Source organism: Aeromicrobium duanguangcaii, from assembly GCF_024508295.1.
GTDB lineage: Bacteria > Actinomycetota > Actinomycetes > Propionibacteriales > Nocardioidaceae > Aeromicrobium > Aeromicrobium duanguangcaii.
The window spans coordinates 2477824-2491989 of the sequence record NZ_CP101990.1; the positions used below are offsets into that span (position 1 = coordinate 2477824).

Sequence of the window (14166 nt, forward strand, 5' to 3'; positions counted from 1 at the left end):
GGGAATGGGAGCAAATCTCGGGTCAGGCGGAGAGGGTCACCATCGCGGTGGCGTAGTCGCCGTCGTGGCTGAGGCTCACGTGGATGGCGACGTCCGGCAGGCGCTTCGCGACCTCGCCCAGCAGACGCACCCGCGGGCGGCCCCAGGCGTCGCGGATGATCTCGATCGACGCGTGCACGTGCTCGTCCATCACCGGGGGCTCGCCCCACAGCGACTCCGACCAGGCCTTGATGAACGCCTCCTTCGCCGCCCACCGGGCAGCGAGTGACGCCATCTCGAGATCGGGGGTGCGACGCCCGGGGCCCGAAGGCGAGCTCCGGGCGTCGCGGCGCTCGGCAGCGGTGAAGGCGCTGCCGGCGCGGGTGCCCGGTCGCCGCAACTCCTCGGCGAATCCGGGCACGTCCACGAGGTCGATCCCCGTGCCGATCACCGGCACGCGTACACCCCGTCGTCTCCGAGCCGGGCACTGTCGTCGAGCAGCAGCGCGGCCTCACGCTCGCGCACGCCCGACTCCCCCAGCCGACGACCCGCGGGACGCCGGTACAGCGCGTCACCGCCGTACATCGCGTCGACGAGCCGCATGCGGCCCTCGATCCGGCGACGCTCGGCCGCCTCGAGGTAGCGCTCGCGCTCGTCGGCAGGCAATGTCTCCACGAACGCCTGCGGGTGCACCACGGCGATCAGCCCGGCCACGTGACCGAAGCCCAGGCTGGTCAGCAGGCCCGCCTTGAGCGGCCCCGTCGCCAGCGACTCGCGCAGCCAGACCAGGTGCTCGTGCTCGGCGAGGTCGTCCATGACGCAGTCCAGGCTGCGGTTCGGCGGCAGCACGCCACCCTCCAGCACCTGGCACAGCCCGATCAGCTGGAACGCGGCCGCGCCGCCCTTCGCGTGACCGGTCAGCGCCTTCTGGCTCATGACGAACAGCGGGTTGCCGTCGCTGCGACCCAGCGCCGCGGCCAGCCGCTCGTGCAACTCGGACTCGTTGCGCTCGTTGACGCCCGTCGACGTGTCGTGCTTGGACAGCACTCCGATGTCGTCGGCGCCCACGCCCAGCGCGGAGAGCGAGCGAGCCAGCTGCGACTCGCGGCCGCCGCGACCCGCCGCCAGGGCACCGAGGCCCGGAGCCGGGATCGACGTGTGGACGCCGTCGGCGAACGAGGCCGCGTACGCGACGACGCCGAGCACCGGCAGGCCCATCTTGGCGGCCAGATCACCGCGCGCCAGCAGGATCGTGCCGCCGCCCTGCGACTCGACGAACCCGCCGTAGCGGCGGTCGTTGGCCCGGCTGAAGTAGCGGTCCTCGATCCCCTTGGCCGCCATGGCCGCGGACTCCGCCGTGGCCGACATGTCACCGAAGCCGACGATCCCCTCGACCGAGAGGTCGTCGAAGCCGCCGGCGACGACGAACTCGGCCTTGTTGAGGCGGATCTTGTCCACGCCCTCCTCGACCGACACGGCCGTGGTGGCACAGGCGGCGACCGGGTGGATCATCGCGCCGTAGCTGCCGACGTAGGACTGCACGACGTGGGCGGCGATGACGTTCGGCAGCGCCTCCTGCAGGATGTCGTTCGGCTTCGCCTCGCCCAGCAGGGTGTCGATGTACAGCGAGTGCATCGACGACATGCCACCCATGCCGGTGCCCTGCGTGTTGGCCACGAGGGTCGGATGGGTCCAGCGCATCAGCTCGGCCGGCGTGAAGCCGGACGACAGGAACGCGTCCACCGTGCAGACGAGGTTCCACAGCGCCACGCGGTCGACCGCCTCGACCATCTCGGCCGGAACGCCCCAGACCGTGGGGTCGAAGCCCGTCGGGATCTGGCCGCCGACCGTACGGGTCAGCTTCATCCGGCGCGGCACCCGCACCTGCGTGCCCGCCTTGCGGGTCACCGTCCACTCGCCCTCGCCGTCCTGTGCGATCACGGTGTGCTGCGGGTCGGCGTCGCGCATGGCCAGCGCCTCCGCCTCACCCGAGACCGTGAACGTCAGGTCCTGATCGAGGTAGACCGACGCCAGCAACGGGGCGCTGTTGTCGACCATCTCGCCGTCGTCGGCGTACCGGCGCACGCCGATCCGCTCGCGAACGGCGTCCTCGTAACGATCCGCGATCTCGTGCTCGGCGACGACCTCGCCGGAGGCGGTGTCGAACCAGCCGCGGTTCGTCGCGTCCCAGCTGAGCAGGCCCGTGGACCATGCCAGCTCGAGCACGCCGGCGGCCGACAGGCGGTCCTCGACCTCCATCTCGAAGCGCGTGCGCGCCGAGCCGTACGGGCCCAGCTCGCCGGCGCCGACGATGACGACGAGGTCCTCCGGACGGGCCGTGACCTCGGCCCAGTCGGGCGTCTGCACACGATCCAGGCGCGACGGCGGTGCGGGCAGCGCCGGGATCGTCGCGGTGTCCGAGACGTCCTCGGCACCCTGCTCGGCACGCTCGCGCTGGGCCTGCTCGGCCAGGGCCCGCAGGTCCAGGTCGGCGTCACCGAGACCACCCGTCAGGTCCAGCGTGAGCGGACCCTCGGCCGCCTCACGGCGGGCCTCGGCGGTGCACGCCTCGAGCAGCGCGGCGGCCATCTCGTCGGGTGACCACGTGCGCACGCCGGCGGCCTCGACGGCCTCGACCAGCGGGTCGTTGCCGCCCATGAGGCCCGTGCCCCGGACCCAGCCGATGATGGCGTGAGCCAGCGTGACCTTGTCGGCCCAGCGCTTCTCGGAGCCCCACTTGGTGACCAGCGCGTCGAGCGCGGCCTTCGCCTCGCCGTAGGCGCCGTCACCGCCGAACATGCCGCGGTTGGGCGAGCCCGGCAGCAGCACGTGCAGCCGCGCGTCGAGGTTCCGGTCGGTGACCGACGACGACAGGGCGCCGACCAGACGCTCGACCGACCACAGCAGGATGCGCATCTCCAGCTCGGCCCGCGGGCCGGCCTCGGTCGCGTCGCCCATGACCCGGCCGGCCGCGAACGGCACGAGCAGGGTCGGGGTCAGGGCCGGCTTCGAGACCGTCGTGACGCCCGCGGCAGTGCGGGACTGCTCGGTCCCGATCCACTCGACCAGCGCGTCGACGTCCGCGAAGGACGCCAGGTTCGCCGGGACGACCCAGAGCACGGCTCCGCCCCGGGCGTGCCGGCGGTAGAGGTCCTTGAAGAACGCCAGCTTCTTCGGCGCGAGCGACGACGTGGTCGCCACGACGGTCGCGCCGCCGGCCAGCAGCCCACCCACGACGGAGCCGGCGATCGAGCCGTCGGCCGCGCCGGTCACGACCGCCACCTCACCGGCGAAGACGCCGGCACTGGTGTCCCGGGCCTCGGCCGCGATGCGCCCGAACCGCTCGTCACCGGTGCGGGCGAGCCAGTGCTCGGCCTGCTTGGCGACGACCTCGCCGGTGCCGACGAACGAGCCGTCGACGTCGTCCCCGTGGGCCAGTCGTGCGAGGTCCTCGCGGGCCGAGGCCCAGCGGTCGTCCAGGACCACGGCGTGCTCGGCGTCGAAGACACCAGCGGTCGCCTTGATCCAGTCCGAGCCGAGCTCGGCCTCGACGCGCTCGACGACCGTGGCCGCCTGCTCGTCGGGCTCGACCGTCTCCGGCACGTCGACCAGGTCGAGGTGCTCCAGCACGAGACGCGCGGCCGAGGCCAGCACACCGTCGCGACCCGTGATGGCCGCGGTGAACTCACCCAGCGCCGCGGCGTCGATCGTGGCTCCATCGCCACCACCGGCCGACGGCATCTGGACAGTCACCCCGTGGCGCGCGGCCACGGACTGCACGGCTGCGTCGATCGCCGCGTCGACGTCGCCGGCCGAGGCGATGGACGCCTCGCCGAACGCGCCACCGCGGACGCTCTGGCCCTCGCGGGTCACCATCGCCAGCTCGGCCAGGACGTGCGACGCCCAGCCCGATCCCAGCTGCCACGCACCTGTGACCCGCTCGGCCACGGCCGACTGCTTGCGGCCAGTCGGGCCGAGCACCTTCTTCAGGTGATCCGAGAACGCCTCGCCCAGCACCGGGCCGAACGGCTTGTAGGTGCGCGCCAAGGCGTCGACCTGCCCGCCGAGCGTCACGAGGTCGGCCTCGGCCGCCCCGTCGATCGCGCCGAGCGAGAGCTCGCCGCCCAGGTCGATCAGCAACTGGTTGCGCCGGCTGGACGCGCCGTCGGTGAGCGACTCGATCGAGTCGGCCGCACCGAGCTGGTCCAACCGCAGCTTCGTCCACCAGGCGACGAGGACGCGCGTGGCGTCCGCCGCCGTGAACGGCAGGTCGGCGGCAGTCTGGGTGGCGGGGCCACCCGTGGCCGCGGGCGCCGCGGGCGCGGCGGCCTGCTGCGCGTCGCTCGGTCCCTCGACCTCGGCCTCGTCCTCGACCGGGGCGGGGTCCTCGTCCGTGCCGTAGACGGCCGCAGCGTCGCGCTCGACGTTGAGCACCTCGACGGCCGGGTAGCCGGGCAGCTTGAGCGTGCCGGCGGCCAGGTTCGCGACCGTCGGAGCGGAGCCGACGCCCACTTCGACGAAGCGCTCGACGCCGAGGCCACCCTCCTCGACGGGGGTGAACATGAGGTCCTGCGTCTCGATCCAGCGCACCGGGCTGGCGAACTGCCACGCCAGCAGCTCGATCAGCAGGTCGCGGCACAGCACGCCCGGGTCGTCGGAGCGCCGCACGGTCGTGCCGACGTACTCCTCGACCTCGCGAATGAAGTCCTCGTCGAGGCTGAACGGCCTCGGCACGAGGTTCGGGACGTACCGGCCCTCGAGGATCGACGGGTCGATCGCGGGCGGCAGCAGCTCCTGCAGCTTGTGGCGGAAGTCCGGCACGCCGCCGTGCAGCACGCGGCTGTGGAACGGCACGTCGATGCCGGGGACCAGGATGAAGGCCGCCTTGCCACCGAACCGCCGGCGGCGCTCGGCGACGTCCTCCTCCAGGACCTCCAGGCCACGGACGGTTCCCGCGATCGCGTACTGCGAGCCGCGCATGTTGTAGTTCACGATCTGCAGGAACTCGCCGGAGGCCTCGCCGAGACCCTCCACGTAGTCCTTCACCTCGTCGTCGGCCAGGCCGATCTGCGAGGGACGGATCGCCGCAAGTCGGTAGTCGCTGCGGCCCTTCTCGTCGCGGGCCACGAGCGTGTGCATGACCGAGCCGCGCTGGAACACGACCTCGACGACGGCCTCCAGGCTGATGACGCCCGAGACCGCGGCGAGCGCGTTGTACTCGCCGACGGAGTGGCCGGCCAGGATCGCGCCGTCGACGAACGCGCCGCCCTCGCGCAGCTCCGCCATCTGGGCAGCGCCCAGGACCGCCATCGCGACCTGTGTGAACTGGGTCAGGTACAGCACGCCCTCCGGGTGGTGGTGCGTGACGCCGTGGACGGTCAGCTCGGTCGGGTTGTCGCGCACGACGGTCAGGATCGAGAAGCCGAGCGCCTCGCGGGTGTGCCGGTCGGCCCGGTCCCAGACCTCGCGCGCGGCGGGACAGCGCTGGTAGCCGGCCATCCCCATGCCGGGGCTCTGGATGCCCTGGCCCGGGAAGGCGTAGGCGGTGCGGGGCGCATCGGTCAGGGCCGATGCGGCCATGACGATCTCGCCCTCGGACCTCACCGTGACGTCGAGGACCTCGCGGCCCTGGGTCAGACCCACGCGGTCGGCGCGGATCTCGACCTCGGCGCCCGGGCGCACCGGAGCCATGAAGCGGGTGGTCCACCCGGCGATGCGGCGTCCGGTCTCGGAGGTCACGGCGTGCTGGGCCGCCGCGGAGGTCCACATGCCGTGGACGATGGGCCCGCCGAGGCCGGCCAGCCGCGCGGCGGCGGTGCTGGTGTGGATGGGGTTGTGGTCGCCGGTCACGGCTGCGAACGGCATCAGGTCCGTCGGCGCCGGCACGGTCACGCGGACGCGGGAGCGACGCGGCGTGTCCTTCACCTCGGCATCGCCCAGGACGCCCCCGGCACGCGCCGGGTCGGCCAGCGACGCACTGCCCATCCGGCCGCGGATCGCGAACCGCTCGCGCATCGTGGCGACGTCGCCGACGGTGACGTCGACCGTCACGACGCGACCGTACGTGGACTCCTCGACCGAGACCAACGAGGCGCGGACCTCGAGCGTCGCGTGATCGGCGGGCAGTCGACCGGCGGTGACCGCGTGGTCGAGGTGGACGAGGTCGAGCATCCCCTCGACGACGGGCGCGCCGTCGGCGGTGCGCGCGTCACCGATCACGGCGAAGACGGCGGGCCAGGCGAGGCCGACCAGCACGTCGGGGACGCGATGCCGACCGAGGACGAGCGGTCCCGCGCTGACGGCTGCGTGGTCCGCCGCGAGGTCGGGGTCCCAGTCCGCGCTCAGGCGAGCGACGCCGTCACGGACCTCGGGGAGCTCACCGGCGACGGCGCCCCGCACGATCTGCGCCATGGCGGCGACGGCGGACTCCGTGGAGACGACGGGCGCGTGGCCCTTCGCGGTCGTCACCGGCACGTCGATGCGCAGGGTCAGCTCGCGGCCCCCGCCCAGGGGGACCGTCAGGTCGACGGAGGAGTCCCCCGCCGTGACGAGTCGCGCCCCCGTGACGGCCTGCTCGGCCGTGGTCGGGGACGTCAGCACCCACTCGGCGCCGAGGCGGTGCACCGGGTTGCGGACCGAGCGGCCCGCCCAGCTCACGTCGGGCGCGGCGAGCAGCAGCGCCAGCCCACCGGCGAGCGCGGACTCGTCCTCGCGACGGCGGCCGGGCACGCGCTGCGGCGCACGGCCGGCGGCGAGCAGAGCGTCGACCGCCGCGTCCTCGAAGCGCTGCAGCAGGTCGGCCACGGGCTCGTCGGCGCGCGTGATGCCGGCGACGCTGGCCGTGCCGGGGATGATGCAGACCTCGTCGGCCGAGTACCGCGGGTCGTGCGCCTGCCACAGCGAGTCCGAGCGCCACCAGCGACGCACGTCCGCGTCGACGACGGGGACGAAGTTGACCGGCTTGCCGGCGCGGCGGCAGACCTCGACGAAGAACGCCTCGTCGGCCGGGTGCAGGGTGACGGTCGCGGCGTCGACGTACGCCCCGAGCAGCCGGTCGAGCGCGTCGATGCCGTCCTCGACGTCCGACGTGCTCGGGAACAGGGTCTCGACCTCGCCGCGGTCCTGGTCAGCCAGGCGGGCCTCGGCGCGCTGGAGGATCGCGTGGAAGCGGTCGCGCAGGGACGCGTCGAGCCACTGCGGCGAGCCGTCGACGGTGGTGCCCGAGAGCTCGACGAACCGGCGCAGCCACTGGGCGTAGGTCATGGTGGCGACGTCACCGAAGTACGGCTTGGCCGTGCGGTCGAGCGCCTCGATGATCTCGTCGCGGCGTGCGGCCACGGCCTCGGCGTCACCGGCGACCTCGTCGAGCAGCCGGCCCGTGCGCGAGGCGGTGTTGTCGATCTCGTGGATGTCCGCGCCGAGCTGGCTGCGGCCGGAGGCCATGCCGTTCTTCGCGGTGCCGGCGCCGACCCAGGCGCCCGTGCCGCGGGTCTCGACGAGCAGCTGCTTGACCTCGGGAGCGGTCGTGGCCTCGAGCGTCGCCATCGCCGCCGTGCCGACGAGGATGCCGTCGACGGGCATGTCCGGGAAGCCGTGGCGGTGGGCCCACGTGCCGGTCAGCCACGCCGCGGCGCCGTCGGCCGTGCCGATCCCGCCGCCGACGCACACCACGACGTTCGACTGCGACCGCAGCTCGCCGTAGGTGGCCAGGATCAGGTCGTCGAGGTCCTCCCACGAGTGGTGGCCGCCGGCGCGGCCGCCCTCGACCTGGACGATGACGGTGCGGTCCACCTGCTTGGCGATCGCGAGGACCTGACGGATCTGGCGGACGGTGCCGGGCTTGAAGACGACGTGCTCGATGCCGGCCTCGGTCAGTTCGTCGACGAGCGCCACGGCCTCCTCGAGCTCGGGGATGCCGGCCGTCACGATGACGGCGTCGATGGGCGCACCGGCCGCGCGGGCGCGCTGGACGAGCCGGCTCTGTCCCAGTTGCAGTCGCCACAGGTACGGGTCGAGGAAGAGCGAGTTGAACTGGAAGGTCGCGCCGTCGTCGAGCAGGGTGCCCAGCTCGGCGATGCGCGCGTCGAAGATCTCCTCGGTGACCTGTCCGCCGCCGGCCAGCTCGGCCCAGAATCCGGCGTTGGCGGCCGCGGCGACGATCGGGGCGTCGACGGTGGTCGGCGTCATCCCCGCGAGCAGGATCGGCGACTTGCCGGTGGCGCGGGTGAAGGCGGTCTCGACGACGGTCGATCCGTCCGGCAGGGTCGTGAGGCGCGGCGCGTGGGCCGACCAGGCGACGGGCAGCACGGGTCGCGCGCCGCTGATGGTCAGCTCGCGATGTCCGCGACGGGTGGTGGCGGCGACCAGGCCGACGCCGCGCGAGCGGACCTCGGTCGACGAGAGGCGCGAGGCGACGTCGCCGGGGCCCAGGTCGATGATCCAGTCGGCGCCCGCGTCGAGCGCGGCGGTGATCTCCTGCACCCAGTCGACCGGGTCGACGATGGCTCGCTCGGTGACCCGGCGGGCGTGCTCGGAGTCGATGCCGATCCGGGTGGCCCAGTCGGCCACGAGGTCGGCCGTGGCCGCGAGGTCGGGGTGGTGGAAGGCCAGGACGGAGTCGACCGGATCGATCACGGGACTGAACGGAGCACCGCCGGTGACCTTCCGCTCCCGCAGGTCCGCCTCGTGCGCCGCGACCTGCTCGAGCCGTGCGGTGGCTGCCTCGAGGGCCGCCTCGGGGCCGGACAGCACGACCGAGCGACGCCCGTTGCGGATGCGGCAGACGGCGCCCGTTCCCTCGACGATCTCGGCGATCCGCTCGGGGACGACTCCCGAGACGGACAGCATCGTGCGGCCCAGGAGACCGCGACGGCGACCGACCAGCTGCGCGGCGGCGCCGATGAGACGCGCCAGCGCCAGCACCTCCACCTCGGGCACGCCGGCCAGGGCCTCGGCGGCCAGGACGCCCTGCGAGTGGCCGACGACGGCGACCGGCGGATAAGCGACGATGTCGAGGCCCTGCCGCGACAGGGCGCGCAGGCCGGCCAGCTGCGCCAGCGTGATGCCCGGGACCGAGGCCGCAGGAGCGGTGAGCTCGGTCCCGGCCGGCAGACCGGGCGCGTCGTCGTCCTCGGCGGACTCACCGACGGCCAGCACGTCGACCCATGCCACGGGATCGAAGGCGACACCACCGCGTGCGATCTCGGCGGCGACCGGTGCGATCATCGCGTCGCTGCGGCGCACCAGGTCGGCGACCTCGGCCTCCAGCGCGAAGTCGCGCACCACGTCGGACAGCGGCTGGAGCCAGTCACCGCCCTGGCCACCGAAGACCAGGGCCCAGGCGGTGCCCGCGCGCAGGTCGTCGAGGAGGCTGTCGGACCGGCGATCGGTGGCGGCCGGAGTGCGGAACACGGAGGTGTCGAGCGTCGTCATGCCCACCATCCTCACACAAACGTGAGGCTTTCCTCATCTTTAATCCGAGGGTTTCCTCATGTTTTATGTCACACGGCATGGTGTGATCGGGCCCGGCGGGACCCGTGTGACTGGTGGAGTTTGTAACCACGTGTTACACACATGGTTACCCACACTGTGGGGACAACTTATCCCTCAGAGCGCCGCAGAAAGCGCCTTTCGCGCAGGATTCAGCAAAAGCCACGACAACGGGCCCCGGGACATCGTCCCGGGGCCCGTCGCGAACATCGAGCGTCAGACGCCGCCGGTCAGCGTGAGACCGCCGTCGATCGCCAGGCACTGACCCGTCACCCAGGCCGCATCCTCGGACAGCAGGAACGTCACGACGCCCGCGATGTCCTCGGGCAGGCCGAGCCGCTTCAGCGGGTAGGCCGAGGCGACCTCCTCCTCACGGCCCTCGTACAGCGCGCCGGCGAACCGAGTCTTGACGACCGCGGGCGCCACCGCGTTGACGCGCACGTTCGGCGCCAGCTCCAGCGACAGCTCCTGCGTCACGTGGATGACGGCGGACTTCGAGGCGCCGTACATGCCGATCCCCGGCGCCGGCTTGAGGCCCGCGACCGAGGCGATGTTGACGATCGCGCCGCCGTTGTCCTTCAGCGAGGCGTTGTACGCCTTCTGCGCCCACGAGACCGCACCGAGCACGTTGACCTCGAAGATCTTGCGACCCGCGGTGAGGTCCATCTCGATCATCGGCCCATAGGTGGGGTTGATGCCGGTGTTGTTGACCAGGAAGTCCAGCCCGCCGAAGCGCTCGAGCGCCGTGGCGATCGTCTCGTCCTGGTGGTCGACGTCGTCGGCCGCACCCGCCACGTACGCGGCGTTGTCCGGGCCGAGCTCGGCGACCGCGGCCTCGAGGGCCTCGGTCTTGCGAGCCGTGATGACGACCTTGGCGCCGTCGGCCACGAGGCGCTGCGCGACACCGAGACCGATGCCGCGCGACGCGCCCGTGACGATGGCGACCTTGCCGGCGAAGCGCTCCGTCACGAGAGGCGCTCCAGGACCATCGCCATGCCCATGCCGCCGCCGACGCACATGGACTCGACACCGAACTGCTTGTCGTGCCACTGCAGCGAGTTGATCAGCGTGGACGTGATGCGCGCGCCGGTCATACCGAACGGGTGGCCCACCGCGATGGCGCCGCCGTTGACGTTCAGCTTGTCCAGCGGGATGCCGAGCTGCTTGGCCGAGCCCCACGCCTGGACGGCGAACGCCTCGTTGATCTCGTACAGGTCGATGTCGTCGATGCCCATGCCGGCGTTCTTCAGCGCGGCCGGGATGGCCTCGACCGGGCCGAGGCCCATGATCTCGGGCGACAGGCCGGTGACGGCGGTCGAGACGATCCGCGCGAGCGGCGTCAGACCGAGCTCCTTGGCCCTGGTGTCGCTCATGATGACCACGGCGGCGGCGCCGTCGTTGAGCGGGCAGGCGTTGCCGGCCGTGACGGTGCCGTCGGGACGGAAGACCGGCTTCAGACCGCTGACGGCCTCGAGCGTGGTGCCGGCGCGCGGGCCGTCGTCCTTCGTGACGGTCGTGCCGTCGGGCAGCGTCACCGGGGTGATGTCCTTGGCCCAGAAGCCCTCCTCGATGCGCTGCTCGACGAGGTTCTGGCTGCGGACGGCGAACTCGTCCTGCTCACGGCGGCTCATGCCCAGGTACTGCGCGACGTTCTCGGCCGTCTGGCCCATCGCGATGTACAGGTCCGGCAGGCTGCCGCTCTCGCGCGGATCGGTCCACGTGTCGGCACCACCCTCGGCGCGCTTGGCGGTGCGGGCGATCGCGTCGGCGAAGGCCGGGTTCTCGGTGCCCGGGAGGTCGGCGAAGCCGTTGCCGAACCGGCTGACGGTCTCGACGCCGGCGGAGATGAACGCGTCACCCTCGCCGGCCTTGATGGCGTGGAACGCCATGCGCGTGGTCTGCAGCGACGACGAGCAGTAGCGGTTGACGGTGACGCCCGGCAGGTGGTCCATGCCGGCCAGCACGGCCACGGCGCGGGCGAGGTTGTGGCCGCCCTCGCCCGCGGGCTGTCCCACGCCCAGGTGCAGGTCGGTGATGTCCTTGCGATCCAGACCCGGCACCTTCGCCAGCGCGGCCTCGATCATCTGGACGGACAGGTCGTCCGGACGCATGTCCTTGAGCGACCCCTTGCCCGCGCGGCCGATCGGCGAGCGGGCGGTGGAGACGATGACTGCTTCGGGCATGGGTTCTTGCCTTTCCTCGGGGTGTGTCGGAGGGCTTCGCTCAGAAGCCCAGGTCGCGGCCGATGAGTTCCTTCATGATCTCGTTCGAGCCGGCCCAGATCTTGGTCACGCGGGCGTCGCGCCAGGCGCGGGCCACGCGGTACTCGTTCATGAATCCGTAGCCGCCGTGCAGCTGGACGCAGTGGTCGAGCACCTCGTTCTGCACCTGCGAGCTCCACCACTTGGCCTTCGCGGCGTCGGTGGAGGTCAGGGTGCGCTGCGCGTGCGCCGCGACGGCGGCGTCGACGTACGCCTCGGCGACCTCGATCTGCGTCACGAGCTCGGCGAGCAGGAACTTGTTGTGCTGCAGCGAGCCGATCGACTGGCCGAACGCCTTGCGGTCGTGGCAGTACTGGATCGTCTCGAGCAGGATCTGCTTGGCGTGCGCCACGTTCGAGACCGCGCACGACAGCCGCTCCTGCGGCAGGCGCTCCATCATGTAGATGAAGCCCCGGTCGACCTCGCCGATCACGCGGTCGTCGCCGACGCGGACGTTCTCGAAGAACAGCTCGGCGGTGTCGGACTCCTCCTGGCCGACCTTGTCGAGCTTGCGGCCGCGGCTGAAGCCCTCGTCGGTCGCCTCGATCGCGAACAGCGTGATGCCCTTCGCGCCCTTCTCGGGCGACGTGCGCACGGCCGTCAGGACCAGGTCGGCAGAGAACCCGTTGGTGATGAAGGTCTTGGAGCCGTTGATGACCCACTGGTCACCGTCACGCACGGCGGTGGTGCGCAGCGCGGCGAGGTCGGACCCGCCGCTGGGCTCGGTCATGCCGATCGCGGTGAGGATCGTTCCATCGGCGCAGCCCGGCAGCCAGCGCTCCTTCTGCTCCTGGGTGCCGAGGTCGACGATGTACGGCGTCGCGATGTCGGTGTGGATGCCGACGCACGACGCGAGCGCTGCGGTGATCTTGCTGAGCTCCTCGGCCAGGACGGCGTTGAAGCGGAAGTCCCCCGCCCCCGCGCCGCCGAACTCCTCGGGGATCTCGAGGCCGAGGAAGCCCTCGGCGCCGGCGGCCGTCCAGAACTCGCGCGGGAACGCCTTCGCCGAGACGAACTCCTCGGAGAAGGGGCGCGCGTGCTTGTCGAGGAAGGCGGCGCAGGACGCGCGGAAGTCCTCGTGGTCGGCGGAGTAGATCGTGCGGTCCATGCGGTCCTCTCGCGGGGGATCGGTGGCGCATCGGCGTCCACCCGGAATGACTAAGCGCTTGCTTAGTGTGACATTCCTGCGTCATGCTGTCCACCATGAGCACCGACTCGGCGAACAACCGCGATCGTTCCGCCTCGACGCGCGAACGGCTCCTCGCCGCAGCGGTCGAGGCGTTCGCCACCTCCGGGTTCGCCGGCACGACCACGCGCGACATCGCCTCGCGCGCCGGCATGAGTCCGGCCGCCGTCTACGTGCACCACGCCACGAAGGAGGACCTGCTGTTCGAGATCTCCCGGCGCGGCCACCAGTCCGCGGTCGAGATCATCGAGGGAGCCTCCCGCCGCTCGCAGGACCCCGTCGTCCGGGTGCGCACGATGGTCGAGGAGTTCAGCCGGTGGCACGCCGTCAACAGCCGGGTCGGGCGCATCGTCCAGTACGAGTTCGACGCGCTCACCCCCGAGCACCGGGCCGAGATCGCCGAGTACCGCCGCGCCATCGAGGCGCTCATGCGCGAGGCGCTGGAGGCCGGTGTCGAGGCGGGCGTCATGACCGTGTCGGACACCAAGGGCACCTCGCTGGCCCTGCTCTCGCTCAGCATCGACCTGGTGCGCTGGTACCACCCGGGCGGCTCGACCACGCCCGATGACATCGCGGCCCTGCACGGCGAGCTCGCCGTGCGGATGGTCGGCGCCACCGCCTGACCCCCGGAGACGACGAAAGGGCCCGCGCCACCCGGGGGAAGGGTGTCGCGGGCCCTGTCGGGCGCTTGCAGGTCAGGCCTGCAGGACGGCCTCGGCGGTGATCTGCAGCGTGATCTTGTCGCCGATCATGACCTTGTCGCCCTCGAGCGGGATGTTGAAGTCGATGCCCCAGGCCTTGCGGCTGATCTGGCCCTTGGCCTCGACGCCGACGCGGGTGCCGCCCCACGGGTCCTTGCCCTCGCCGAGGAACTCGACCGCGAGCTCGATCGGCTTGGTGACGTCCTTGATGGTCAGGTCGCCGGCGACGACGAACTCGGTGTCGTCCTTGCGCACGACGCCGGTCGAGACGAACGTCATCGTCGGGCTGGTCTCGACGTTGAAGAAGTCGCCCGAGCGCAGGTGGTTGTCACGGTCGGCGGTGCCGGTGTTGATCGACGAGAGGTCGATCGTGGCGGTCGCGGTGGAGGCGGTGACGTCCTCGGCGGTGACGATCGTTCCCTCGAACTTCTCGAACTTGCCACGCACCTTGCTCATCAGGTGACGCACCGTGAAGCCGATCTCGGTGTGCGTCGGGTCAAGCTGCCAGGTGCCGGTGGTGATGTCGTTCATGTGTCTCCTGAAGTCTGTG

7 protein-coding genes are annotated in these 14166 nt (G+C 71.9%); 1 reads left to right on the plus strand and 6 read right to left on the minus strand.

Going from position 1 to position 14166, the window contains the following annotated elements:
• Nucleotides 1-22 precede the first annotated feature (22 nt).
• The 5 genes from acpS to NP095_RS12330 form a co-directional block, all read right to left on the minus strand.
• Complete coding sequence (gene acpS, locus NP095_RS12310; protein ID WP_232418605.1) at nucleotides 23-436, minus strand: holo-ACP synthase AcpS; 414 nt, start codon at nucleotides 434-436, stop codon at nucleotides 23-25.
• The gene (locus tag NP095_RS12315; RefSeq protein ID WP_232418604.1) at nucleotides 427-9411 is read right to left on the minus strand and encodes a type I polyketide synthase; all 8985 of its coding nucleotides are present in this window, start codon (nucleotides 9409-9411) and stop codon (nucleotides 427-429) included. The genes acpS and NP095_RS12315 overlap by 10 nt, the downstream gene beginning before the upstream one ends.
• A 273-nt stretch (nucleotides 9412-9684) precedes the next feature.
• Entirely contained in the window at nucleotides 9685-10437 is a 753-nt protein-coding gene (locus tag NP095_RS12320) for an SDR family oxidoreductase (protein ID WP_232418603.1), read from the minus strand.
• Nucleotides 10434-11651, minus strand: a complete 1218-nt coding sequence (locus NP095_RS12325; protein ID WP_232418602.1) for an acetyl-CoA C-acetyltransferase — start codon at nucleotides 11649-11651, stop codon at nucleotides 10434-10436. Before NP095_RS12325 ends, NP095_RS12320 begins: the two co-directional genes overlap by 4 nt.
• Before the next feature lie 40 nt (nucleotides 11652-11691).
• Complete coding sequence (locus tag NP095_RS12330) at nucleotides 11692-12837, minus strand: acyl-CoA dehydrogenase family protein (RefSeq protein WP_154596646.1); 1146 nt, start codon at nucleotides 12835-12837, stop codon at nucleotides 11692-11694.
• A gap of 95 nt (nucleotides 12838-12932) precedes the next feature.
• Between NP095_RS12330 and NP095_RS12335 the strand changes: the two genes are divergently transcribed.
• A complete protein-coding gene (locus tag NP095_RS12335; RefSeq protein ID WP_232418601.1) occupies nucleotides 12933-13538 on the plus strand; it encodes a TetR/AcrR family transcriptional regulator in 606 nt (201 codons plus the stop codon).
• A gap of 72 nt (nucleotides 13539-13610) precedes the next feature.
• On the opposite strand, the gene NP095_RS12340 is transcribed toward NP095_RS12335, so the two are convergent.
• Nucleotides 13611-14147 (minus strand): YceI family protein, encoded by a 537-nt coding sequence (locus tag NP095_RS12340; RefSeq protein WP_232418600.1) that lies wholly within the window; start codon nucleotides 14145-14147, stop codon nucleotides 13611-13613.
• Between the last annotated feature and the right edge of the window lie 19 nt (nucleotides 14148-14166).

Coding starts and splice junctions, on each gene's coding strand:
- NP095_RS12315 (WP_232418604.1), bottom strand. CDS start 9,411: ATGACGACGCTCGACACCTCCGTGTTCCGCACTCCGGCCGCCACCGAT.
- NP095_RS12325 (WP_232418602.1), bottom strand. CDS start 11,651: ATGCCCGAAGCAGTCATCGTCTCCACCGCCCGCTCGCCGATCGGCCGC.
- NP095_RS12330 (WP_154596646.1), bottom strand. CDS start 12,837: ATGGACCGCACGATCTACTCCGCCGACCACGAGGACTTCCGCGCGTCC.
- NP095_RS12335 (WP_232418601.1), top strand. CDS start 12,933: ATGAGCACCGACTCGGCGAACAACCGCGATCGTTCCGCCTCGACGCGC.
- NP095_RS12340 (WP_232418600.1), bottom strand. CDS start 14,147: ATGAACGACATCACCACCGGCACCTGGCAGCTTGACCCGACGCACACC.